This is a genomic window from Mesorhizobium sp. AA22 (assembly GCF_001672375.2).
GTDB lineage: Bacteria > Pseudomonadota > Alphaproteobacteria > Rhizobiales > Rhizobiaceae > Mesorhizobium > Mesorhizobium wenxiniae.
On record NZ_CP048406.1, the window covers coordinates 3,113,612 to 3,135,367 of the forward strand.

Sequence of the window (21,756 nt, forward strand, 5' to 3'; positions counted from 1 at the left end):
GTCTTGGCAGAACCGGTAGAGCTGCACTTTCTCTGGCGCCCGCAGTTGAGTGATCCGAAGGATGAGATGGTGCTTGCGGCAGCGATCAATCGTCGGGCAGACGCATTGGTCACTCACAATCGCCGCGATTTTGTGACTGCGGCAGGCCCTTTTTTGAAGTTCCAGTCATCAGGCCCGCCGAATTGTTGGAAGCATTTCGAACATGAGCAAGGCGACCGATCCGTTGAAACTTCCCTTGTCGATCAAGGAGGCGGCTGCACGTCTGGCAAAGGCTGATGGGGTGTCGCTGAACCAGTGGATCGCTTCGGCCGTGGCGCAAAACGTTGGAGCCATGGAGACAGCGGCCGATTTCCTGCGTCGACGGGCTGGTGATGCATCAGGCGATGATTTCGCTAAAGTGCTCGATCGCGTCGGCATCAAACCGCCGCAACCCGGCGGCGAGCTTCCGTTTGACAAGCACTGATCAAGGCCGGTTTTTTTGCCAATCCTTGGCTGTCAGCCTGTAGAACACATGCCGCTTGAGCATGGCATGGCTGTCCGGAATGCCGGAGTGGTCGAAATCGCTGGCCGGGTCGGCGATCATGCCCAGGCGCTTCATGACGGCTGTGGAACGGCTGTTATCCCTAACGGCGAAGGACACGATTTCGTCGAGGCCAAGCGTTTCGAAGCCATAGGCGAGCCACGCTTCGGCTGCCTCGGTGACATAGCCATGGCCCCAGAATTCGGGCGCCAGCCGCCAGCCGATCTCGACTGTGCCGGCAGGCAGGAAGGGCAAATGATCGGTGTCGAGGAGGCCGACGAAGCCGATGCATTGGCGCGTTTCAATTATCTCGGCGGCAGCGAAACCGTAGCCATCCTCGGCGATCCAGGCGCGGAACTCGTCCATTTTGGCGTCCGCGGCAGCGCGGTCGCGGCGAAATGGAAAGAATTCCATGACGCGTTCGTCGGAATTGATGCGGTAGAAGAGCTCACGGTCGCGATCCTCCCAGTTGCGCAGGATCAGGCGCTCGGTGCGGATCGGCGTCACTCCACAAATTCCTCCCGCTGGTAGCCCTGCAGATAGAGCAGCGCGGTCAGGTCGCCGTGGTCAATGCGGAATTTTGCCTCCGCCGCCACGACCTGCTTGGCGTGAAGTGCCACACCGGTGCCGGCTAGGCGGATCATGTCGAGGTCGTTGGCGCCATCGCCGACAGCAATGGCGTCGGCGGTCGTCAGCCCGAGTCGCGCCGAAATCTCGAGCAGCGCATCGGCCTTGGCGGCACGCCCCAGGATCGGCTCGGCCACCAGCCCGGTGAAGTGGCCGTCCTGCTCGATCAGGCGGTTGGCGCGGTTCTCCTGAAAGCCGAGCATGGCGGCGATGCGTGAGGTGAAGACGTTGAAGCCACCCGACACGAGTGCAGTCCATGCGCCATTGGCCCGCATGGTCTGGACAAGTGCGCGGCCGCCGGGGGCCAGCGTCAAGCGGTTGGCGATGACGCGGTCGACCACGGCAGCGTTGAGGCCTTTCAGCAGCGCCACCCGCTCGCGCAAGGCCGGCTCGAATGCGATCTCGCCATTCATCGATCGCGCCGTGATGGCAGCGACGTAATCCTTGACGCCGATCTCGTCGGCAAGCTCGTCGATGCACTCCTGGTCGATAACAGTCGAATCCATATCGGCGATGAGAATTTTCTTCCGCCTTCCCTCGGCCAGCTGGACGATCACGTCGACCGGTTCGGGTGCGAGCACGGCGCGCAGGCCGGCGGTCGTTTCAACGGCTTCGGCCGCCTCGGGCAAAGCGAATTCGCAGGCGATGCCTTCGGCCAGCCAGCGAACAGTGCTTGCGCCAACCGACCGTGACACCATATTCGCAAGCGCCGGCGACAATGCGCGGCCGGCGGGATGGGACACAAGCGTGGCGACCAAGGGCGTGGCAAGCGGGGGCATCGAAAATTCCGGCAGGCAGGCGGGCGAGGGCCGCGTTAAGAACGCGATCCTGATAGCCGGGCCGACCGCCAGCGGCAAGTCCGCCCTTGCGGTCGACCTCGCCGAGCGCAATGGCGGCGTCATCGTCAACACCGATTCCATGCAAGGCTATTCGGTGCTCGACGTGCTGACGGCGCGGCCGACTGCTGCCGAACTGGCTCGCGTCCCGCATTTCCTCTACGGACATGTCCATCCCTCCACCGCATATTCCACCGGCGCCTGGCTGCGCGATGTGATGAAGCTCATCGACAACGGTGCGTTCTTGGAACGGCGGGTCGGCACGTTCTTCGAACGGCCGGTGATTTTCGTCGGTGGGACGGGGCTTTATTTTCGGGCGCTTGCGGAAGGCATTTCGGAAATGCCCGACATTCCGCAGTCGATCCGTGATCGCTGGCGCTACGAACTCCAGGAGCAGGGCGCAGCCGAGCTGCACCGCATCCTGCTGCGCGAGGATTCCGCAACCGGCATGATGCTGAAGCCGACCGACGGCCAGCGCATCGTGCGGGCGCTGGAGGTGCTCGACGCATCGGGCCGTTCCATCCTGGAATGGCAGGCGGCGCGCGGCCGTCCACTGATCGACAGGGCCAGCACGCGTTTCTTTGTGATCGAACCGGACCGAGCGGAGCTGGTGGAGCGGATCGAGGCGCGGTTCGACCGCATGCTGGAGAAGGGCGCTCTCGACGAGGTCAGGCGGCTGACCGACCTTGGCCTCGATCCCGACTTGCCGGCGATGAAAGCGATCGGCGTTCGCGAACTCCAGGCCGCAATGGCCGGCGAGTTGAGTTTCCCCGAAGCGATCGAGCGCGCGAAGATCGCGACGCGGCAATATGCCAAGCGCCAGGCGACCTGGTTCAGGCATCAGTTGGGTCCGGAATGGATGAGATTGCGCCCTGGTGATCGTGTGGAATCCACGATCTCGGATCCCCTTTCCAGTGCAACCTGAAAAGTTGATTTTGAGGGGAGACTTCCCGTCGAAGTTGTCCTAATTAACCCTCCGTAAGCCCGTCCATGCCATAACGCCTTTGGGAATTTTCCAACGGGGAGCAGATGCGTTTTCACAAGGCGGAATCAGCCTTTTTTGTGTTTATATTCGTGATCCTGGCCGCCGGCCTAGTGACGCTTCACGCCTATGGGCTTCTGCAGGCCTTCGCCGAAGACGTTCATACACCCGCAAGGGTCGACAAGATCATCTATCTCAACAAGCTGCTGTTTGGGACCGGCGTTCTTTTGGCGACTGCCCTGTTCTTCGGCATTTTCTTCATCTATCCGCTGATCCGCAAGCAGGCGACAGAAGAAGGCAAGCTGCGCGCCATGACGGTTTCGCTCAGCGCTCGTTCGGAAACGCTGGAACATGCGGCGCTGACCGACAGCCTGACCGGTATGCAGAACCGGCGCTATTTCGATGACGCACTGAAGGAATATCTCGAGGAATTCCGCCGCATCGAGAAGCCGGTCGGGCTGATGATCCTTGATCTCGATCATTTCAAGCAGGTCAACGACACCCACGGCCATGATGTTGGTGACGAGGTGTTGCGGGCGGTCGCCAACTGTCTCAAGGACATGACACGCTATCACGATGTGGTGGCGCGTCTGGGTGGCGAGGAGTTCGCAGTGGTCACGCCCAACATGGACGCCGAGCTTCTGTCCAAATTCGCCGAGCGCATCCGCAAGGCGATTGCCAACATGTCGATACTGTCAGGAAATGTCCGCCTAAAGATCACCACGAGCGTCGGCCTTGCCGTCTGGGACCGTAAGGAAACCGCCGAAGAGTTCTATCGCCGCGCCGACCGCCAGCTGTATGAGGCCAAGAGGCAAGGCCGAAACCGCGTCTGCGCCTAAAATCCCGTCACTAAATTCGTGATGCTGGCCGCCTGATGCCGTTTTCTGCGCTACTACAGCGCCGCGCGTCGTTGGACTCGCAAAGGACGCTGTAGCATCTTCATTTTGCGCATGATCCTTTCCGAAAATCGATCACGATTTTGGGGTCATGCGCGTGCTCGTGGACTGAATGTCCACTCCGCTCCGGTTCTCGAAAACGACACCATCCGGCTCAGCCTGACGAATTCCTGACGGGATTTACCCAAGAAGGGAAAGCTTGCCCGGTATCTCAAGCGCGCAGGGCGCTGGATCCATGGAGACTTTCACCGTCGCCGGCTCAATCGTTCTGCGGGCGCAGGCCGAAGGTTGCGGGTTTCAAGCCATAACGCATGTCGAAATCGTCGTCGGGTTGGACGCGCGGGACGAGTGGCTTTCGGTAGTTGGGGTCACCGGCCTGTCGGGCGGAATCCACGACTTCGGCGAAGGCCATCGCCTGCTGCGATTTCGGTACGTTGCGCAGCCTTTCGACGATCGCCACCAGGTCGACATCATTGCCGGTTTCGGACGGCAAGGCTTCCTCGCGCTTGGCCGTGCCTGGAATCAGGTCATCGGACATTTTCTCGAACTTCAGCCGCATGGTCGTTGCCACGCCCTCACCGAAGGCGATGGCTTCGCGCTGGCCCATCGAAGACAGGAATGCCAGCGTCGAGGCCGAGGAATCGGCGATCGCCGAGCGGATGATCGCCTGGTCCTGCTCATTGGCAAGCCGCATAGCGAAAAAGGTCGAGCACTGCGACAGGATGGTGGGATCGAGCTCGCCCGGGCGCTGGGTGACGATGCCGAGATAACAGCCATATTTGCGGCCTTCCTTGGCGATGCGCGACAGCGCGTGTCGGGTCGGCGCAAAACCAAGGCGCGGATCGGCCGGCATATAGCGGTGTGCTTCCTCGCACAGCAAAAGCAGCCGCAGCCGGCCTTCGCTCCACAGTGCAAGGTCGAAGGCCAGGCGCGCCAGCACCGAACAGACGGAATTGACCACTTCCGACGGCATGCCGGCCATCTCGAAGCAGGTCACCGGGCGCCCGTGATGCGGCACGCGGAAAATATTGCCGATCGTCTCGTGGATGGTATCTTCGATCAGCCGCGAATTGAACATGAAGCGGTAGCGCGGATCCGAGGCTGCCGATTCGATGCGCGTCTTCAGCGATTTGAGGGTGGGGCGGTCGTTCTTGCTTTCCAGCAGTCCCATTCGCTCGTCGATCTGCTTGATAAGATCGACAACGCGATAGGGCACCGGGGTGTCCGCGGTCAGTGTATCAGTGCCACGCCTGAGATAGGTGCCGGAATTCGGGTTGCGATACAGGTTCTTGGCTGCGGGAATGAGATCGCGCAAAGCATCGACCTCTTCCGGCACGGTCTCGCGCCCGCGAAACAGCACTTCGGCAAATTCCTCGAGCTTGAATATCCAGAAGGGCAGGTCCAGCGTCGTCGAGCCGACCCTGACGCAGTGCTCGGGCAAGGACGCGGCGAACTCGTTGTGCGGATCGAGGATGAGAACGCGCAGGTCGGGTCGAGCGGCGATCGATTTGCGCAAAAGCAGCGAGACGGCGGTGGATTTGCCGACGCCGGTGGTGCCCACAATGGCGAAATGGCGCGCCAGCGTGTCGTCAATGGCGATGTTGGCGTCGATCGCCTCATCCTGTGACAGCGTTCCGATGGTAATCGAATGACGTCCGGCGAGATCATAGACCGCCTGCAAGTCGCGGCTGCGGATGCGGTGGGCGATGGCGCCGATATGCGGATAGGTGGTGATACCGCGGTCGAAAATCGGTTTGGTGCCGGGCTCGGCGCCGTCGCGCACCTCGCCGATGAGCTCGATTTTGACCTCGATTGGGTTCTGGCCCGCATTGCTCCAGGCGCGATCCGACTTGCCGATCTCGTAGACCAGGCCGACGGTTCGCGTGGCGCCAAGGTTGATGGAGATCATCTTGCCGACGCTCCAATGGCCGGTGACCGTGCCTTCGACATCGGCGGCATAGGCGCTGATGGTGGCGCGCGCGCCGTCGCACTGGACGACATTGCCCAGAATGCGCTTGTCGTTCTGCTCCGCCTTGCGGCGCTCCTGCAATGTCGGCTCTCCGACGGAGGCTTCGCGGTCGACGAACATGGACAGGCTGTTTCCCATTTCCCCAGGCGATCGACCTTACATCGACGGGGTTAAGGTGGGGTGAGGTCGGATGGTGTAAGAGCAATTAAGCCATTCGTGAAAATTGAATTTGATCGGCGCCTTGCTCTAAGTCAAAATTTCGTTATACCGGATGAATGACTGATATAGCGAACGATATATCCTCGACCATCGGCAGGCGAATACGCTCCGAAAGAGCCTTGAGGGACTGGTCGCTGGCGGAGCTCGCAGACCGATCCGACGTGTCGAAAGCTATGCTCAGCACGATAGAGCGCGGCAAGACGAGCCCGACCGCAGCACTTCTCGTGCGGGTCGCCGCGGCCTTCGGCATGACGCTTTCCACTCTCATCGCGCGGGCCGAGCTGCAAGGCGGTGGGCTGCTTCGCGAAAGCGATCAACCGCTTTGGCGTGATCCCGCAACCGGCTATGTCAGGCGGCATCTTTCGCCGGTCTCGGATATGCCGCTCGAGCTGATCCGGATTCAATTGCCGGCGGGAGCCAAGGTGAGCTTTCCGGCAGCGTCCTATGCCTTCATCAGACAACAGATATGGCTGATCTCCGGACGGCTGGAATTCACCGAGGGCGAGGTCGTCCACAGTCTCGAACCGGGTGACTGCCTGGCACTTGGCGCGCCGTCGGATTGCAGCTTCCACGCTCCGGGACCGGACGCCGCCGAGTATCTGGTCGCGCTGGCCAGAGGCTGATGACAGGGCCGCATCTTATGGCCCGACCGAAGCTCACGCATTCACAGCGAGTTTCATCTCGCTCCAGGGATCTTGCACGCATGAGTTCCATCGAAATCAAGGCGCTGACACAAACTGCGCAAACGCATGCAATGCTGGTCGATATGCTGATCGAGACGGTAGCGGCCGGTGGATCGGTCAGTTTCATGCATCCGCTGACGCCGGACGCCGCGGGCGCCTTCTGGAGGAAGTCGCTTATCGCGGCTGCAAGAGGCGAAAGAGCTGTGCTCGGTGCCTGGGACGGCGAGGCTCTGGTCGGCACGGTTACCTTGCTGCTCGACTGTCCCCCCAACCAGCCGCACCGGGCCGAGATCGCCAAGCTGATGACCCGCGTCGACCATCGCGGCAAAGGGGTGGCTACTCGCCTGATGTCGGCGGCCGAAAGCCTCGCAGTCGAAAAAGGCCGCACGCTGCTGGTCCTGGATACGGCGACAGAGGAGGGCGCTTCCGGTCTCTATGAGAGGTTGGGCTTCACGCTTGCCGGTGAGATACCGGACTTTGCATTGAAGCCGCATGGCGGACTGACCGGTACGCTTATCTACTGGAAGCGCATCGGCCAGTCCGGGTAACAGCCCCGAATTTCTATCCCGTGTGGTGGACCTCCTGCAGCCCGTAGACAGGCGTTGCGATGCCCTCGAGCCGTGCTTTCAACTGCAGCGACAGGAACTGCGAATAGTGGCGTGACTGGTGCAGATTGCCGCCGTGGAACCAGAGCGCTTCCTGTTGTGTCGGCTTCCACATGTTGCGCTGTTCGCCCTCCCAGGGGCCGGGGTCCTTGGTGGTGTTCGAGCCGAAACCCCAGCACTTCCCGACTTTGTCGGCGACTTCTTTCGAGATCAGCTCCGCCGCCCAGCCGTTCATCGAACCGTAGCCGGTGGCGTAGACGACGACATCGGCCGACAGCTCGGTGCCGTCGCTGAGCAGGACCGAATGTTCCTTGATCTCGGTCACGTCGACGCCGCTTTTTAGCTTGACGGCGCCGTCGATGATCAGCTGGGAGGCGCCGATGTCGATGTAGTAGCCGGAACCGCGCCTGAGATATTTCATGAATAGGCCCGAACCGTCGTCGCCCCAGTCGAGCATGAAACCGGCCCTTTCCAGGCCCTCATAGAAGGCGGCATCGCGCTTCTTCATCTTTTCGTAGAGCGGGATCTGGAACTCGTGCAGGATCTTGTAGGGCAGGGAGGCGAAGATGAGATCGGCCTTGGCCGTGGTCATGCCGTTTTGCACGGCCTGCTCCGAATAGAGCGCGCCGAGCCCGACATCCATCAACGTGTCGGATTTGACGATATGCGTGGTCGAGCGCTGCACCATGGTGACGTCGACGCCGGCTTCCCAGAGTGCGGCGCAGATATCGTGCGCGGAATTGTTCGAACCGATGACGACGACCTTCTTGCCAACGTAGCTGTCCGGACCGGGATGTTTCGCAGAATGGTGCTGATCACCCTTGAAATTCTCCATGCCCTTGAACTTCGGGATGTTGGGCCGGCCCGACATGCCGGTGGCCAGCACCAGCTGCTTCGGCTTCAGCGTTATGTCCTTGCCACCGCGATGGACGACGACCGTCCATTCCTTTTTCTCGTCAAGATAGGCGGCGCTCTTGGCCTCCGTGGAGGACCAGTAGTTCAGCTCCATGACCTTGGTGTACATTTCCAGCCAGTCGCCGATCTTGTCCTTGGGCGAGAAGACCGGCCAGTTCCTGGGGAAGTCGATATAGGGCAGATGATCGTACCAGACCGGGTCGTGCAGGCAGAGCGACTTGTAGCGCCTGCGCCATGAATCGCCGGCACGCTCGTTCTTCTCGACGATGATGGTCGGCACGCCGAGCTGCCTCAGCCGGGCACCGAGCGCGATGCCGCCCTGGCCGCCGCCGATGATCAGCGTGTAGGGCTGACTGACAAAGCCAAGTTCGGCGGCTTCTTTCTCACGCTCCTCTTTCCAGGTCGGCCGGTTTTTTCCGTGACCATGCTTGGCGCCCAACGGCCGGGCGAAGCCGGCGGGTTCCTCATGACCCATCAGCTCGACCATGGTGGTGAGGAGCGTCCAGATCTTGCCGTTCTTCAACCTGATATGGCCGAAGCCGCGCGCAACCTCCGTTTCGAAGCTGATCCAACCTTCGAGCAGCCCGTCGCTCTCTGTAGCCTCTTCGCCTTTCGCAAGCGCCCAGTTCGAAGGTTTCGTCTTCGCCAACTGGCTCGTCAGCATATCGTGCACCTGGTCGCGACCTTCCATGGTCTTGATGTTCCAGGTGAAGGTCACCAGGTCGCGCCAGTAGCAGTCTTCCTGAAAGCACCCGACCGCCTTGTCGATGTCGCCGGCGGCAAGCGCTGCGCCGAATTGGTCGAGCAGGTCGGACAGTTTTTTGGCTAGGGCCTTGTCGAGCATCAAATTTCCTCCCGTGAAGTCCTGGTCGTCACCGTGGCTTTGCCGGACCCTCCCAGCCCGGTTGACCGGAGTATCGCGGCAAACTGTGCGCCGCGTCACGTCGTCAAATAGTTTGGCGCGGTTTCAATGGCTTACCGCAAAAATTCTGGTCCGCGCGGCGGCGAACAATTTGCCCCACATTTTCGCGCGCACCAGCGCGTCGAGAGTTCCCCGCCGACAATCGTTGCTGGCTGAAACCAAAGTTGCACCTTTGCAACACACCATCAGACCATTGTAAACGTTGAAAGAATGGCTCTTGCGTCAAGTTTGCTGCGGGCTTAGAGAACCGCCCATCCTAACCCGTCCTCCTGAAAGGAGACCCTGTCAATGATCCGGCAACCCAGATCGACACGTTCCGTGCCGACGCTGGAATTGCGTGCGGCTGACAGGGTACCAATCAGGAAGAACGGCCATGGCGAAGTCCATGATCCAGCGCAGGCAGGAAGCCGAGCGCGAACGCATTGAAGCATATGCCGTAACGCTGCGGCGTGTCTCTCCCGTCGCGCGTCCCGCTCCGGATTTCGAGCGGGCGCTTGACGACGCACGCCGAGGCTTTGCCGGTATGGCGATCCGCGACGGTGCGCTGTGGCGTCCAAAGCTGAAGACGCGCGACCGTGCGCGCTTGCGGCTGGCTGCCGCGCGCCATCTTTATGCGCGTTACCCGGTTTCGGCTGCGCTCGAGGGCATCTGGCTGGACGCTTCAGGGCTGGATGCCAGCGAGGTTGCGCTCCGCAAGGCCTGGTATATCGCGGTTGCGCGTGGCGACTCGCTCTACAAGGCGGGCGCCAATGCGTGGCTGTCCCGCAAGGAGGTGCATTGTTTCCTAAACTTATCCGGCGATTTCACGTTCGACGAGGCGTTTCAGGTGGCGATCGCCCGGTCCTATACGGATGATCCGGGGTTAGCGGCCCGACTTGCGCGGACGAAAGTTGCGCGCTCACCACGCGGGGAGTTGGTCTTCTGGCGCGAGGTGACGCGGTTCTTCTGCGGGCATCCCGCGTCGAAGGAGGAGATCGATGATCTGTGCGACTATATTGGCGCGATGCACCAGCGCGACGCAGCATACACCCTGAAGGGTCGTACGCTCGCCTCGCTGCGTCGGCAAATGTTGGAGTGGCATCGCGACATTGCCGCGATCGAACGCATCGAGGCAATGCGCCGCCGCGCTACCGGGCGGGCTCCGCGTACTGCCGGAATGCAGTCGCAGGGCCGCGCCTGGGACGGCTCGCGCCTCGAGGACTGGGAATGGCAGCCATCCTCCAAGGAGGCGAAGGCGCATGGCGAGCGTTTCTTCGTTCGCCAACTCAAGACGGCCGAGGATCTGGTTGCCGAGAGCCGAGCGATGCATCACTGCGTCTCGATGTACGCGGCCAAATGCATTGCCGGCAACGCCTCGATCTGGGTGCTGCGGCGCACAGCGCTCGGCAAAGTCGAGCGGTTGCTGACGATCGAGCTCGACCCGCAAAACCGTGCAGTGCAGGTGCGCGGTTTCGGCAATCGTCTCGCCTCGCCGGAGGAGCGCAAGATCGTCGAGCGCTGGGCCAAGGCGAGGGGCGTGGTGCTGAATGCCTGAAAACGGAAGACCCGCGCGGCGCAAATGCCGCGCGGATTGCACAAGGGGCGAATGTGCCGCCGCCTGGCATCGTGTCACATTCACCGTTGACAGCGGCGCAAAACCAATTCTATTGTCCGCCACCATGAAAACGGCACTCATTCTCGTAGTAGGAAAGCGCGTGGGCAAGGCGGTGTAACCGCCGGGCGAAAACCTCCCATGCGCAGACACAGGCTCCCTCGGGGGCCTTTTTTATTGCCCGAAACACGACTAAACGACCAGCAATCGCCGATGGCGGACAGTACGGGACCAGACCGATGAGCAGTGGAAAGAATGAGCGGCGCGAAATGACGGGCGCCGAAATGGTGGTGCAGGCGCTGAAGGACAATGGCGTCAAGCATGTTTTCGGCTATCCGGGCGGCGCGGTTCTCCCGATCTATGATGAAATCTTCCAACAGGACGAGGTCGAGCACATCCTCGTCCGTCACGAGCAGGGCGCGGGCCACGCGGCGGAGGGCTATGCGCGCTCGACCGGCAAGGCCGGCGTCATGCTGGTGACATCGGGGCCGGGCGCCACCAACGCGGTGACGCCCTTGCAGGATGCGCTGATGGATTCGATCCCGCTAGTCTGCCTGACCGGTCAGGTGCCGACCTCGCTGATCGGCTCGGACGCGTTCCAGGAGTGCGACACGATCGGCATCACGCGCCCCTGCACCAAACACAATTGGCTGGTGAAGGACGTCAACGAGCTCGCGGCAATCATCCACGAGGCCTTCCACGTCGCAACGACAGGACGTCCCGGTCCGGTCGTCGTCGATATTCCGAAGGACGTGCAGTTCGCCAAGGGCATCTACGTGCCGCCACAGACGGCGCCGCGCACTAGCTATCAGCCTAAGGTCCAGGGCGACCTGGAAAAGATCAAGGCGGCGGTCGAACTGATGGCCAACGCGAAAAGGCCAATCCTTTATACGGGCGGCGGTGTCACCAATTCCGGCCCGGAAGCCAGCCATTTGCTGCGCGAACTGGTCGATCTGACCGGCTTCCCGATCACCTCGACGCTGATGGGCCTTGGCGCCTATCCGGCGTCGGGCAAGAACTGGGTGGGCATGCTCGGCATGCACGGCACCTATGAAGCCAATATGGCGATGCATGATTGCGACGTCATGGTCTGCATCGGCGCGCGCTTCGACGACCGTATCACCGGTCGGCTCACCGCGTTCTCGCCGAACTCGAAGAAGATCCATATCGACATCGATCCATCGTCGATCAACAAGAACGTCCACACCGATGTGCCCATCATCGGCGATGTCGGCCGGGTGCTGGAGGATCTGGTGCGGCTGTGGCGGGCGACCGCCAAAGCCGACAAGAAGGCGCTCCACCCGTGGTGGGAGCAGATCGCGAAATGGCGGGCGCGGGATTCGCTTGCCTACAAGATGAACCACGACGTGATCATGCCGCAGTATGCCGTCCAGCGGCTCTACGCGCTGACCAAGGACATGGACACCTACATCACCACCGAGGTCGGCCAGCACCAGATGTGGGCGGCGCAGCACTACCATTTCGAGAAGCCGAACCGCTGGATGACCTCCGGTGGGCTCGGCACGATGGGCTACGGCCTGCCGGCGGCGCTCGGCGTCCAGATCGCGCACCCGGATGCGCTGGTCATCGACATTGCCGGCGACGCCTCGGTGCAGATGACGATGCAGGAGATGAGTGCCGCGGTGCAGCACGAAGCGCCCATCAAGATCTTCATCCTCAACAACCAGTATATGGGCATGGTGCGGCAGTGGCAGCAGCTTCTGCACGGCAACCGGCTGTCGCATTCCTACACCGAAGCGATGCCGGATTTCGTCAAGCTTGCCGAAGCCTATGGCGGCCACGGCATCCGCTGCGAGAAGCCGGACGAGCTGGACGACGCCATCAAGGAGATGATTTCGGTGAAGAAGCCGGTGATCTTCGACTGCCGGGTGGCGACACTTGCCAACTGCTTCCCGATGATCCCGTCGGGCAAGGCGCACAACGAGATGCTTCTGCCTGATGAGGCGACCGACGAGGCGGTGGCCAACGCCATCGACGCCAAGGGCAGGGAACTGGTGTAACACTCAGCCGGGGCAGGGCTGTCGGAAGAAGCCGTACGTAAACAGAGAATTGGCTCAAAAGTTTGAAATCGAGATTCATGTCATGAACGCACAGCTTCAACCGACCGGCTCCGCCTACTTCATCGCCAAGGAAACGGAAAAGCCGGAGACTCACACGCTTTCCGTGCTGGTCGACAACGAGCCGGGCGTGCTGGCCCGGGTCATCGGCCTGTTTTCCGGACGCGGCTACAACATCGAGAGCCTGACGGTCTCCGAAACCGAACATGAAAAGCATCTGTCGCGCATCACCATCGTAACGCGGGGTACGCCGCATGTGCTGGAGCAGATCAAGCATCAGCTCGAGCGCATCGTGCCGGTGCACCGTGTCGTCGATCTCACCGTGCGCTCGCATGAACTCGGCCAGGACCGGCCGCTGGAGCGGGAGCTCGCGCTGGTGAAAGTGGCCGGCACCGGCGAAGGTCGCGTCGAGGCGCTGAGGCTGGCCGATGCCTTCCGCGCTAGCGTCATCGACGCCAATACCGAGCATTTCATCTTCGAGATCACCGGCAAGGGCTCCAAGATCGACCAGTTCATCGCCATCATGAAACCGCTGGGCCTGGTCGAGATCTGCCGGACCGGCGTGGCGGCGATGAATCGCGGCCCGCAAGGGATGTAAACCGTCCGGCGCTATGGCTCCAACGCGCTGGCGCCGCCTACACCTGTCTGTTGCTTTTGGTGCTGATCCTCTGGGCCGGCTGCCGGCGCGGGGTGGCCTTTGTGCGCCTGAACCAAAAAGACAATATTGCTGACCTGCTTGGGAAGAAAGCCATGACCCTCGATGCATTTCTTGCCCTGCTGGTCTATGCCTTCGTGACTTCGATCACGCCGGGCCCGAACAACTTCATGCTTTTGGCTTCCGGCGTGAATTTCGGTTTTGCCAAAACCATTCCGCACATGCTGGGCATCAGCATCGGCTTTCTCGTGCTGCTGCTGGCCGTCGGCTTCGGTCTCGGCGCCGTGCTGACTGCGTTTCCGGCGCTGCACACCGGGTTGAAGCTCGCGGGCGGCGTCTACCTGCTCTATCTCGCCTGGAAGATCGCCATGTCGCGTTCGCTCAGCGGCAAGGGCGAGGCCAATGCGCGACCGATGCGTTTCATCGATGCGGCGGCGTTCCAGTGGGTCAATCCCAAGGCTTGGGTGATGGCTATCACTGCCATGGCCGTCTATGCCATTCCGGAGCATCCGTTTCTGTCGGTGGCGTTGATCTCGATAGCCTTCACCGTCGTCAACCTGCCGAGTGTTTCGGTGTGGGCAGGTTTCGGCATGGCGCTGCGCGGTTTTCTGTCGGATCCGGTACGGCTGAAATGGTTCAACATCGCCATGGGCGTTCTGCTGGCGGCGACGCTGTGGCCGATGCTTCGGTAGCTGCCTTTTATTGTGCACTGCACATTAAATCTTCGTAATGCCGGGTTTTGGCACTTTTTCGCCTTCGGCGCCTGCTATCTACTTGGTGAAAACCGCGGCACTAGGCTGCGAGTTACGTCAAGATATGACCACCGAACCACAGCGTGTCGGATAGAGGGCTTTTGACAATGCGTGGGAAGATCGTGCTTGCGGTGCTTGCGGCCGCCTGCCTTGTCGCAGCCGGGCTCTACCTTTCGCCCGCGGCAACGGACAAAGGTCCGGCAGATGCTGTCAGCGGGGCAGGCGACTCCTGACAAACCGGCGGCCGCCGCAAATGCCGCACGTTCGACGTCGGTGGTTGCCGCCACCGCTTCGACGGCCGACTTCCCGATCCGGCGCTACGCCATCGGCTTCGTATCCTCCCCTGCCGTGGTCAGCGTGAACGCACGGATCTCGAGCCAGATCACATCGATCGCCGTCAAGGACGGGCAGATGGTGAGGGCTGGCGACCTTCTGTTCTCGCTGGACGACCGCTCACTGAAGGCGCAACAGGCCCGTGACCAGGCGACGCTCGCCAAGGACGAGGCGCTGCTTGCCAGTGCCACGGCCGATCTTGAGCGCGCCAAGAACCTTGTCGCAAGGCAGGCTGGCACGCAGCAAACCTATGATCAGGCAATCGCCGCGCAGAAGTCCGCTGCGGCCACAGTCGATGCCGACAAGGCGTCGCTCGATGCCGACGCTGTCCAACTCGGCTTTGCCACGATCACGGCGCCGATTTCCGGCAGGCTGGGCGCGGTCAACGTCGCGATCGGCGATCTCGTCAGCACCAGCAACGGCAACAGCACGTCGACCCCGCTGGTGACCATCACCCAGGTGGACCCGTTGCAGGTGAACTTCAATCTTCCGGAAAGCGATCTTGCCTTGCTGCACAAGGCGCTGGCGGAGCCAAGGGAAGGCGCAGTCACGCTGACCAGGGACGGCGATCCGACGCCGATCGGCAAGGGGACCCTCGATTTCGTCGATTCCAGCGTCGACACAGCCTCCGGCACGATCGCAACGCGTGCCCGCGTGCCCAATGCCGATCTTTCGCTGTGGCCGGGCCAATATGTGAATGTCGTTCTGGATGCCGGCATCATGCCGCAAATGACCTCCGTTCCCACGGTTGCGGTCCAGCCCAGCCAGAAGGGACCGTTCGTCTATGTGATCAGGCCTGACGAGACGGTGGAGATGCGGCCCGTGCAGGTCGCGCTGACCGAAGGCGACAGCAGCGCTATCGGCGAGGGGCTGAAAAGCGGCGAACGTGTCGTCGTCGAGGGCCAGGCAAAGCTGAAGAACGGTTCGCCGATCCGCGAAGCCAAGGTCGGGACCGGCGATCAGGCGTCTCCAAGGGTTGCGGAGGCTGGCAAGGCGGCCGGGACGCGCCCATGATCTCCGAATTCTGCATCCGCAGGCCCGTCGCCACCCTGCTCATGTCCTTTGCCCTCGTGCTGGGCGGGCTGTTCGCTTACAAGTTCCTGCCAGTGGCCGCTCTGCCGAGCGCCGAGTTTCCGGTGGTCAACGTCTCGGCCTCGCTGCCCGGCGCCTCGCCCGAAACCATGGCGACCTCGGTGGCAACGCCGCTGATCAAGCAGTTCGCCACCATCGCCGGCATCGATTCGATCTCGACCACGAATTCGCTTGGCTCCACCTCGATCGCCATCCAGTTCGTGCTCAATCGCGACATCGACGCCGCGGCGGCCGACGTGCAGGCGGCGATCGCGCGAACGCAGCGGCAATTGCCGCCCGAGATGACCAGCCCGCCGAGCTACCGCAAGGTCAATCCGGCCGATGCGCCGATCCTCCTGATGTCGCTGGTCAGCGACACGGTTCCGCTGACCGATCTCGATGCCTTTGCCGAGAATGTGATCTCGCCGTCGCTGTCGACGATCGAAGGCGTGGCGCAGGTCTCGATCTTCGGGCAGCAGAAATACGCCGTGCGCGTCCAGATCGATCCGACGGCGCTGGCCGCACGCGGCATCTCGATCGACCAGCTGCAGACGGCGATCGCCTCGGCCAACAGCAACACGCCGCTCGGCGTGCTGCAGAACGACAAGCAGCAGCTGACGATCACCGCCAATACGCAGCTGAACAACGCGGCGGGGTTTTCCAACATCATTATAGCCACCAGGAACGGCCGTCCGGTGCGGCTCGGCGAGGTGACCCGCGTCATCGATTCGGTCGAGACCACGACGACGGCAAGCTGGTACGACGGCACCCGCGCGATCATCATGGCGGTGCAGCGCCAGCCCGATGCCAACACTGTCGACGTCGTTGACCGCGTCAAGGCGATGCTGCCGTCCTTCCAGGATCAAATGCCGGCGGCGGCCAGTATCCAGTTGCTCAACGACCGCTCGACTTCGATCCGCGAGGCGGTCGACGACGTGCAGTTCACGCTGCTGCTCACCATCGCACTGGTGGTGATGGTGATTTTCCTGTTCCTGCGCCGGGTAACGGCGACAATCATCCCGGCGGTGGCGGTGCCGATCTCGCTGATCGCCACGCTCGGCGCCATGTTCCTGTTCGGCTTTTCCATCGACAACATAACGCTGATGGGGCTGACGCTGGCGGTCGGCCTTGTGGTCGACGATGCGATCGTCATGCTGGAGAACATCTTCCGCCACATGGAGGAGGATGGGCTCTCGGCCCTCGACGCGGCGCTCAAAGGTGCGCGGGAAATCGGCTTCACCATCATTTCGATCTCGATCTCGCTGGTGGCGGTGCTCATCCCCGTGCTTTTGATGGGCGGAGTGATCGGCCGCATTTTCAACGAGTTCGCGGTGGTGGTGACAGTCGCCATCCTGGCGTCGATGTTCGTGTCGCTGACACTGACGCCGATGCTGTGCTCGCGGCTTTTATCGGTGCCGAAGGCCGAGCGCGAAGCAGCGCAGGGCGGAGATCACAGGCACAATTTCTTCATGCGAGGCTATGACTGGCTGCTGACCTTCTGCCTGCGGCACAGTTTCCTGGTTTTTCTCGTCTTTATCGGAACGGCCGCACTGACGGTCTGGCTGATCCAGACCTCGCCGAAGGGCTTCTTCCCGCAGGAGGATATCGGCCAGATTTCGGTGACGACCACCGCGCGCCAGGACATTTCGTTCGACGCCATGGTGAAGCTGCAGGGGCAAGTGGCTGGATGTCTTCACCCATTCACCCTATGTCTCGCATGTAGGGTGGTCGGTAGGCGGCGGAGACAACGCGCTCAACCAGGGCCGGCTCTATGTGCAATTGAAGGACAAGGACCAGCGCCCCGATATCGACAAGGTGCTCTCGGATCTGCGGCGGCAGCTGGCCAATGTTCCCGGCATCGAAACTTTCATGCAGCCGGTGCAGAATCTGCGGCTCGGCGCGCGCGCTTAGGCCAGCGCCTATCAGCTCGTCGTGCAGGGCCTCGACATCGGCGCGGCTGACAGCTGGGCGCAGAAGCTCACCGACGCGATGGCCGCTGACCATAGCGCCTTCACCGACGTCACCAATGATTTGCAGAACAACGCCTTGCAGGCGTCGCTGGTAGTCGACCGCGACAAGGCGGCGACGCTCGGCATCGACACCGATACGCTGCGCTCCAGCCTCTATGGCGGTTTCGGCACCGAGCAAGTGTCGACCATCTTCGGTTCGGCCGACAGCTATGAGGTGATCATGGAGCTCGACCCGAGGATCGAGTGGTCGCCAGAAAGGATGCTGGCGATCAAGGTGAGGACGGCCAGCGGCAGCCTGGTGCCCCTCGGCGCTTTCGCCAGTGTCGATCGGACCGCCGGCGCCTTGACCGTCAATCAGGTCGGCCAGCTTCCGGCGGTGACCATCTCCTACAATCTGCCGCAGGGCGTCGCGCTCGGTGACAGCGTGACCCACATCAATGCGCTGAAGGAAAAGATCGGAATGCCGGCGACGATCTCGACCACTTTTTCGGGCACGGCGAAAACGTTCCAGGATTCGCTTGCCAACCAGGGCCTGCTGATCGGCGGCGCGATCCTGACCATCTACATCGTCCTCGGCATCCTCTACGAGAGCTTCATCCATCCCCTCACCATCCTGACCGGACTGCCGTCGGCCGTGCTCGGCGCACTGGTGGCGTTGCGGCTTGCGGGCATGGACCTGTCGGTGATCGCGGTCATCGGCATCCTGATGCTGATCCGCATCGTCAAGAAGAACGGCATCATGATGATCGACGTTGCGCTCGAACTCAGGCGCGAGGGGATGTCGCCGCTCGATTCCATCCACAAGGCCTGCCTGATGCGCTTTCGTCCGATCATGATGACGACGCTGGCGGCCCTGATGGGCACGATCCCGATCGCGTTCGGGACCGGCGCCAGCGCGGAACTGCGCCAGCCGCTCGGCGTTGCGGTGGTCGGCGGCCTGGTCGCTTCGCAAGCGCTGACGCTGTTCGTCACGCCGGTCATCTATGTCTACATGGAGCATTTTTCCGGCTGGCTTCTCGGGCTGTGGCCGCAGCGTCGGGACGAGCAGCTACCGGTCGAAACCGTCGACCAGCCGTCGCTGTTCGAGGGCGGAGAAGAGTTGCAGGGCGAGCCGCAAAAGGCGGCTGCAGAGTAAAGCCGATGGATTTCACTGGCCCAAGCCGTGGCGCTTGCCGCCGGCGGCTCGCGATCGTAATTTGACGCCCATGTCCCATGATCACGACCACGACAACGAGCTTGATCCTTTTGCCGCCCGGGTGCGCGCTCTGGAGACGATCCTTACCCAGAAAGGGCTGATCGATCCGGCCGCCATCGACGTGATCGTCGACACCTACGAGACAAAAATCGGCCCGCGCAACGGCGCCAAGGTGGTGGCGAAGGCCTGGGTCGATCCTGACTTTGCTGCCTTGCTGAAACGCGACGCGACGGTGGCGATTGGCTCGCTCGGCTACACCGGACGGCAAGGTGAGCATATGCAGGCCGTCTTCAACACGGTTGACACGCACAACCTCGTCGTCTGCACGCTGTGCTCGTGCTACCCGTGGTCGGTGCTCGGCCTGCCGCCGGTCTGGTATAAGGCGCCGCCCTATCGTTCGCGTGCAGTGATCGATCCGCGCGGCGTGCTCGAAGAATTCGGGCTGACCTTGCCGGCAACGACCAAAATCCGGGTGTGGGACTCTACTGCCGAGCTCCGCTATCTGGTCGTGCCGACGCGGCCGAAGGGCACCGAGGACTGGAGCGAGGAGCGGCTGGCGGATCTGGTGACGCGCGACGCGATGATCGGCACCGGACTGGCCGGGGCGCCGAAATGAACGGGCCGCAGGATCTCGGCGGACAGATGGGGTTCGGGCCGGTCGCGCCTGAGAAGGACGAGCCCTATTTCCACGCCGCCTGGGAAAGGCGTGCACTGGGCGTGACGCTGTGCGCCGGCGCGATGGGGGCGTGGAATATCGACGAGAGCCGGCATGCGCGGGAGTCGCTGCATCCAGCCGACTACTATGCCTCCAGCTACTACGAGATCTGGATCAAGGCGCTGGAAACCTTGCTCAAGCGGCATGGCTTCGTCAGCGATCGCGATTTGGTCGCGGGCAAGGCGGTCGATCAAGCGGCGGCGCCCAAAAGGGTGCTGAAGGCGGAAAACGTGCTGGCGGTGCTGGCCAAGGGCGGCCCATGCGACCGGCCGATCGCCACCCCGGCTCGGTTCAAGGCGGGCGACCTCGTGCGGACGAAGAATTTTCATCCGACCGGCCATACGCGGCTGCCGCGCTACGCACGCGGCAAGCAAGGCGCCGTCGAGGCGGTGCGCGATGGTTTTGTCTTTCCCGACACCAACGCGCATGGGCAAGGCGAAAACCCGCAATGGGTCTATACGGTGGTTTTTGAGGGCGCGGAAATCTGGGGCGAGGGCGCCGACCCGACGCTGACCGTGTCGATCGACGCCTGGGAGAGCTATCTTGAACCGGCGTGAGGCGAAGTCAGTCACCGCGCTGCCGGCTGGCGTCGATGCGCCGATTTTCGCCGAGCCATGGCAAGCGGAAGCCTTCGCCATGACGGTCGCGCTGCACGACAAGGGCCTGTTCTCTTGGAGCGAATGGGCGGACGCCTTGTCCGCCGAGGTCAAGAAGCCGGGTGCCGCGAGCGATGGCCATGATTATTACGAGCACTGGCTGGCAGCACTGGAAAAGTTGCTGTCGGCCAAAGGCGTCGCCGGCAAGAGCGATGTCGATACGCTTGCCGCTGCCTGGGAACGCGCCGCGCACGCAACGCCCCATGGCAAGCCGATCCTGCTGGAGAACGATCCCAGCCGGACCGAAGGTCGTGGCGGCCCGACCAGTTAGGTCGTGGCGGCTCGACTTTGTTCCCTTTACGTTCCGACCTCTGCCTGATAACTTGCGTTATTGTCGGCGGTAGACCCCGCCACTGATGATCTTAGTGCCGGTAGTCGTCGGCCTTGTCTTTCCCTCGCGAATCCGGTCTCTCGCGCTGATGGAATTCTCTCCTCAACAGGACGATGCGCTGAAAGCGGTCGCCACCTGGCTCAAGACCGGAAAGCCGCAGCTCTTCCGGCTGTTCGGCTTTGCCGGTACCGGCAAGACGACGCTGGCGCGCTATTTTGCCGAGCATGTCGACGGCCAGGTGCAGTTCGCCGCCTTCACCGGTAAGGCGGCGCAGGTGCTGCGTTCCAAGGGCGCGGTCAATGCCCGCACCATCCATTCGCTGATCTACCGGCCGAAGGGCGAGGAGACGGTAGCGGACGAGGTGACCGGCAAGACTTCGATGTCGCCGACCTTCTCGCTCAACCGGCAGAGCCCGATCTCGCGGGCGAAGCTCGTGGTCATAGACGAATGTTCGATGGTCGACGAACAGCTCGGCCGCGACCTGATGAGTTTCGGCACGCCGATCCTCGTTCTCGGCGATCCCGGGCAGTTGCCCCCGATCTCGGGCGGCGGCTTCTTCACCGCCCATGAGCCGGATATTCTGCTCACCGACATCCACCGGCAGGCGCACGACAACCCGATCATCCGGCTGGCGCTCGACGTGCGCGAGGGACGCGAATTCATGCGCGGCGACTATGGCACGGCGCAGGTGATCGGCAAGGAAGATGTCACCCAGGAACTGGTGCTGAAGGCGGACCAGGTGCTGGTCGGCACCAACAGGACGCGGCGTCGGTATAATCAGCGGCTGCGCGAACTGAAGGGGTTCAATGCCGACTACCCGCAGGCCGGCGACAAGCTCGTCTGCCTGCGCAACGACCCGGCCAAGGGATTGCTCAACGGCTCGCTGTGGAAGGTGATGACCTCGTCGCGCGAGACGGTGAAACCCGGCATCAATTTGCTGGTCTCACCGGAGGAGGACGATCCGGACCGCGGCGTTGCCAAGATCAAGCTGCTCAAAGCGGCGTTCGAGGACCCGGACGCCGATATTCCCTGGCAGCAGAAAAAGCGCTTCGACGATTTCGACTATGGCTACGCGCTGACCGTGCATAAGGCGCAGGGCTCGCAGTGGAACGATATCGTGCTTTTCGACGAAAGCTGGGCGTTCAAAGAAACCCGCCAGCGCTGGCTCTACACCGCGATCACGCGCGCGGCCGAACGGCTGACGATCGTCAGATAGGATCGATCCCGGGTCACCA

18 protein-coding genes and 2 pseudogenes are annotated in these 21,756 nt (G+C 62.2%); 16 read left to right on the top strand and 4 right to left on the bottom strand.

The annotated features are described in order from the left end of the window. Nucleotides 1–45: 45 nt before the first annotated feature. Together A9K68_RS31740 and A9K68_RS15080 are read left to right on the top strand one after the other, a co-directional pair. The gene (locus tag A9K68_RS31740) at nt 46–276 is read left to right on the top strand and encodes a PIN domain-containing protein (RefSeq protein ID WP_348640726.1); all 231 of its coding nucleotides are present in this window, start codon (nt 46–48) and stop codon (nt 274–276) included. After that, nucleotides 203–463 (top strand): pilus assembly protein HicB, encoded by a 261-nt coding sequence (locus A9K68_RS15080; RefSeq protein ID WP_065010269.1) that lies wholly within the window; start codon nt 203–205, stop codon nt 461–463. Before A9K68_RS31740 ends, A9K68_RS15080 begins: the two co-directional genes overlap by 74 nt. Here A9K68_RS15080 and A9K68_RS15085 read toward each other — a convergent pair whose 3' ends face one another. Both A9K68_RS15085 and serB read right to left on the bottom strand, forming a co-directional pair. Continuing rightward, entirely contained in the window at nt 464–1,027 is a 564-nt protein-coding gene (locus A9K68_RS15085; RefSeq protein ID WP_065010268.1) for a GNAT family N-acetyltransferase, read from the bottom strand. Further along, nucleotides 1,024–1,926: a phosphoserine phosphatase SerB gene (gene serB, locus A9K68_RS15090; protein WP_082982581.1), complete on the bottom strand. Its 903-nt coding sequence runs from the start codon at nt 1,924–1,926 to the stop codon at nt 1,024–1,026. The genes A9K68_RS15085 and serB overlap by 4 nt, the downstream gene beginning before the upstream one ends. On the opposite strand from serB, the gene miaA reads away from it, so the two are divergent. Both miaA and A9K68_RS15100 read left to right on the top strand, forming a co-directional pair. Next, the gene (gene miaA / locus A9K68_RS15095; protein WP_246811414.1) at nt 1,910–2,908 is read left to right on the top strand and encodes a tRNA (adenosine(37)-N6)-dimethylallyltransferase MiaA; all 999 of its coding nucleotides are present in this window, start codon (nt 1,910–1,912) and stop codon (nt 2,906–2,908) included. The genes serB and miaA overlap by 17 nt on opposite strands. Before the next feature lie 104 nt (nt 2,909–3,012). After that, entirely contained in the window at nt 3,013–3,804 is a 792-nt protein-coding gene (locus A9K68_RS15100) for a GGDEF domain-containing protein (protein ID WP_065010266.1), read from the top strand. 316 nt (nt 3,805–4,120) lie between these two features. Here the strand turns inward: A9K68_RS15100 and A9K68_RS15105 are convergent, their stop codons facing one another. Next, entirely contained in the window at nt 4,121–5,950 is a 1,830-nt protein-coding gene (locus A9K68_RS15105) for an ATP-binding protein (protein WP_065010455.1), read from the bottom strand. Between the two features lie 155 nt (nt 5,951–6,105). On the opposite strand from A9K68_RS15105, the gene A9K68_RS15110 reads away from it, so the two are divergent. Both A9K68_RS15110 and A9K68_RS15115 read left to right on the top strand, forming a co-directional pair. Then, nucleotides 6,106–6,672 carry an XRE family transcriptional regulator gene (locus A9K68_RS15110; RefSeq protein ID WP_065010265.1) on the top strand — a complete coding sequence of 189 codons (567 nt, stop codon included), beginning with the start codon at nt 6,106–6,108 and terminating at the stop codon, nt 6,670–6,672. 80 nt (nt 6,673–6,752) lie between these two features. Beyond that, nucleotides 6,753–7,280, top strand: coding sequence for a GNAT family N-acetyltransferase (locus tag A9K68_RS15115; protein WP_065010264.1), 528 nt, complete (start codon nt 6,753–6,755; stop codon nt 7,278–7,280). Between the two features lie 13 nt (nt 7,281–7,293). Here the strand turns inward: A9K68_RS15115 and A9K68_RS15120 are convergent, their stop codons facing one another. Then, nucleotides 7,294–9,096 (bottom strand): NAD(P)/FAD-dependent oxidoreductase, encoded by a 1,803-nt coding sequence (locus A9K68_RS15120; protein WP_065010263.1) that lies wholly within the window; start codon nt 9,094–9,096, stop codon nt 7,294–7,296. A 451-nt stretch (nt 9,097–9,547) separates the two neighbouring features. Here A9K68_RS15120 and A9K68_RS15125 point away from each other — a divergent pair, with 451 nt between their 5' ends. The 10 genes and pseudogenes from A9K68_RS15125 to A9K68_RS15170 all read left to right on the top strand — a co-directional run bounded on the left by A9K68_RS15125 (nt 9,548) and on the right by A9K68_RS15170 (nt 21,737). After that, nucleotides 9,548–10,708, top strand: a complete 1,161-nt coding sequence (locus A9K68_RS15125; protein ID WP_065010262.1) for a PcfJ domain-containing protein — start codon at nt 9,548–9,550, stop codon at nt 10,706–10,708. A 326-nt stretch (nt 10,709–11,034) separates the two neighbouring features. Then, on the top strand, nt 11,035–12,786 hold the full coding sequence (locus A9K68_RS15130) for an acetolactate synthase 3 large subunit (protein WP_246811415.1): 1,752 nt from the start codon (nt 11,035–11,037) through the stop codon (nt 12,784–12,786). A gap of 82 nt (nt 12,787–12,868) precedes the next feature. Continuing rightward, the gene (gene ilvN, locus A9K68_RS15135) at nt 12,869–13,441 is read left to right on the top strand and encodes an acetolactate synthase small subunit (protein ID WP_029351349.1); all 573 of its coding nucleotides are present in this window, start codon (nt 12,869–12,871) and stop codon (nt 13,439–13,441) included. Nucleotides 13,442–13,593: 152 nt separating this feature from the next. Beyond that, nucleotides 13,594–14,190: a LysE family translocator gene (locus A9K68_RS15140; RefSeq protein ID WP_065012364.1), complete on the top strand. Its 597-nt coding sequence runs from the start codon at nt 13,594–13,596 to the stop codon at nt 14,188–14,190. 167 nt (nt 14,191–14,357) lie between these two features. After that, nucleotides 14,358–15,597, top strand: a pseudogene (locus tag A9K68_RS15145) (efflux RND transporter periplasmic adaptor subunit). Further along, nucleotides 15,594–18,759, top strand: a pseudogene (locus tag A9K68_RS15150) (efflux RND transporter permease subunit). The pseudogenes A9K68_RS15145 and A9K68_RS15150 overlap by 4 nt, the downstream one beginning before the upstream one ends. Nucleotides 18,760–18,829: 70 nt before the next feature. After that, nucleotides 18,830–19,435 (top strand): nitrile hydratase subunit alpha, encoded by a 606-nt coding sequence (nthA, locus tag A9K68_RS15155; protein ID WP_065012340.1) that lies wholly within the window; start codon nt 18,830–18,832, stop codon nt 19,433–19,435. Next, nucleotides 19,432–20,091, top strand: coding sequence for a nitrile hydratase subunit beta (gene nthB, locus A9K68_RS15160; protein WP_065012339.1), 660 nt, complete (start codon nt 19,432–19,434; stop codon nt 20,089–20,091). The genes nthA and nthB overlap by 4 nt, the downstream gene beginning before the upstream one ends. After that, complete coding sequence (locus A9K68_RS15165) at nt 20,078–20,461, top strand: nitrile hydratase accessory protein (RefSeq protein WP_065012338.1); 384 nt, start codon at nt 20,078–20,080, stop codon at nt 20,459–20,461. The genes nthB and A9K68_RS15165 overlap by 14 nt, the downstream gene beginning before the upstream one ends. Nucleotides 20,462–20,609: 148 nt before the next feature. Further along, nucleotides 20,610–21,737 (top strand): ATP-dependent RecD-like DNA helicase, encoded by a 1,128-nt coding sequence (locus A9K68_RS15170; protein ID WP_065012363.1) that lies wholly within the window; start codon nt 20,610–20,612, stop codon nt 21,735–21,737. The last annotated feature ends 19 nt before the right edge of the window (nt 21,738–21,756 follow it).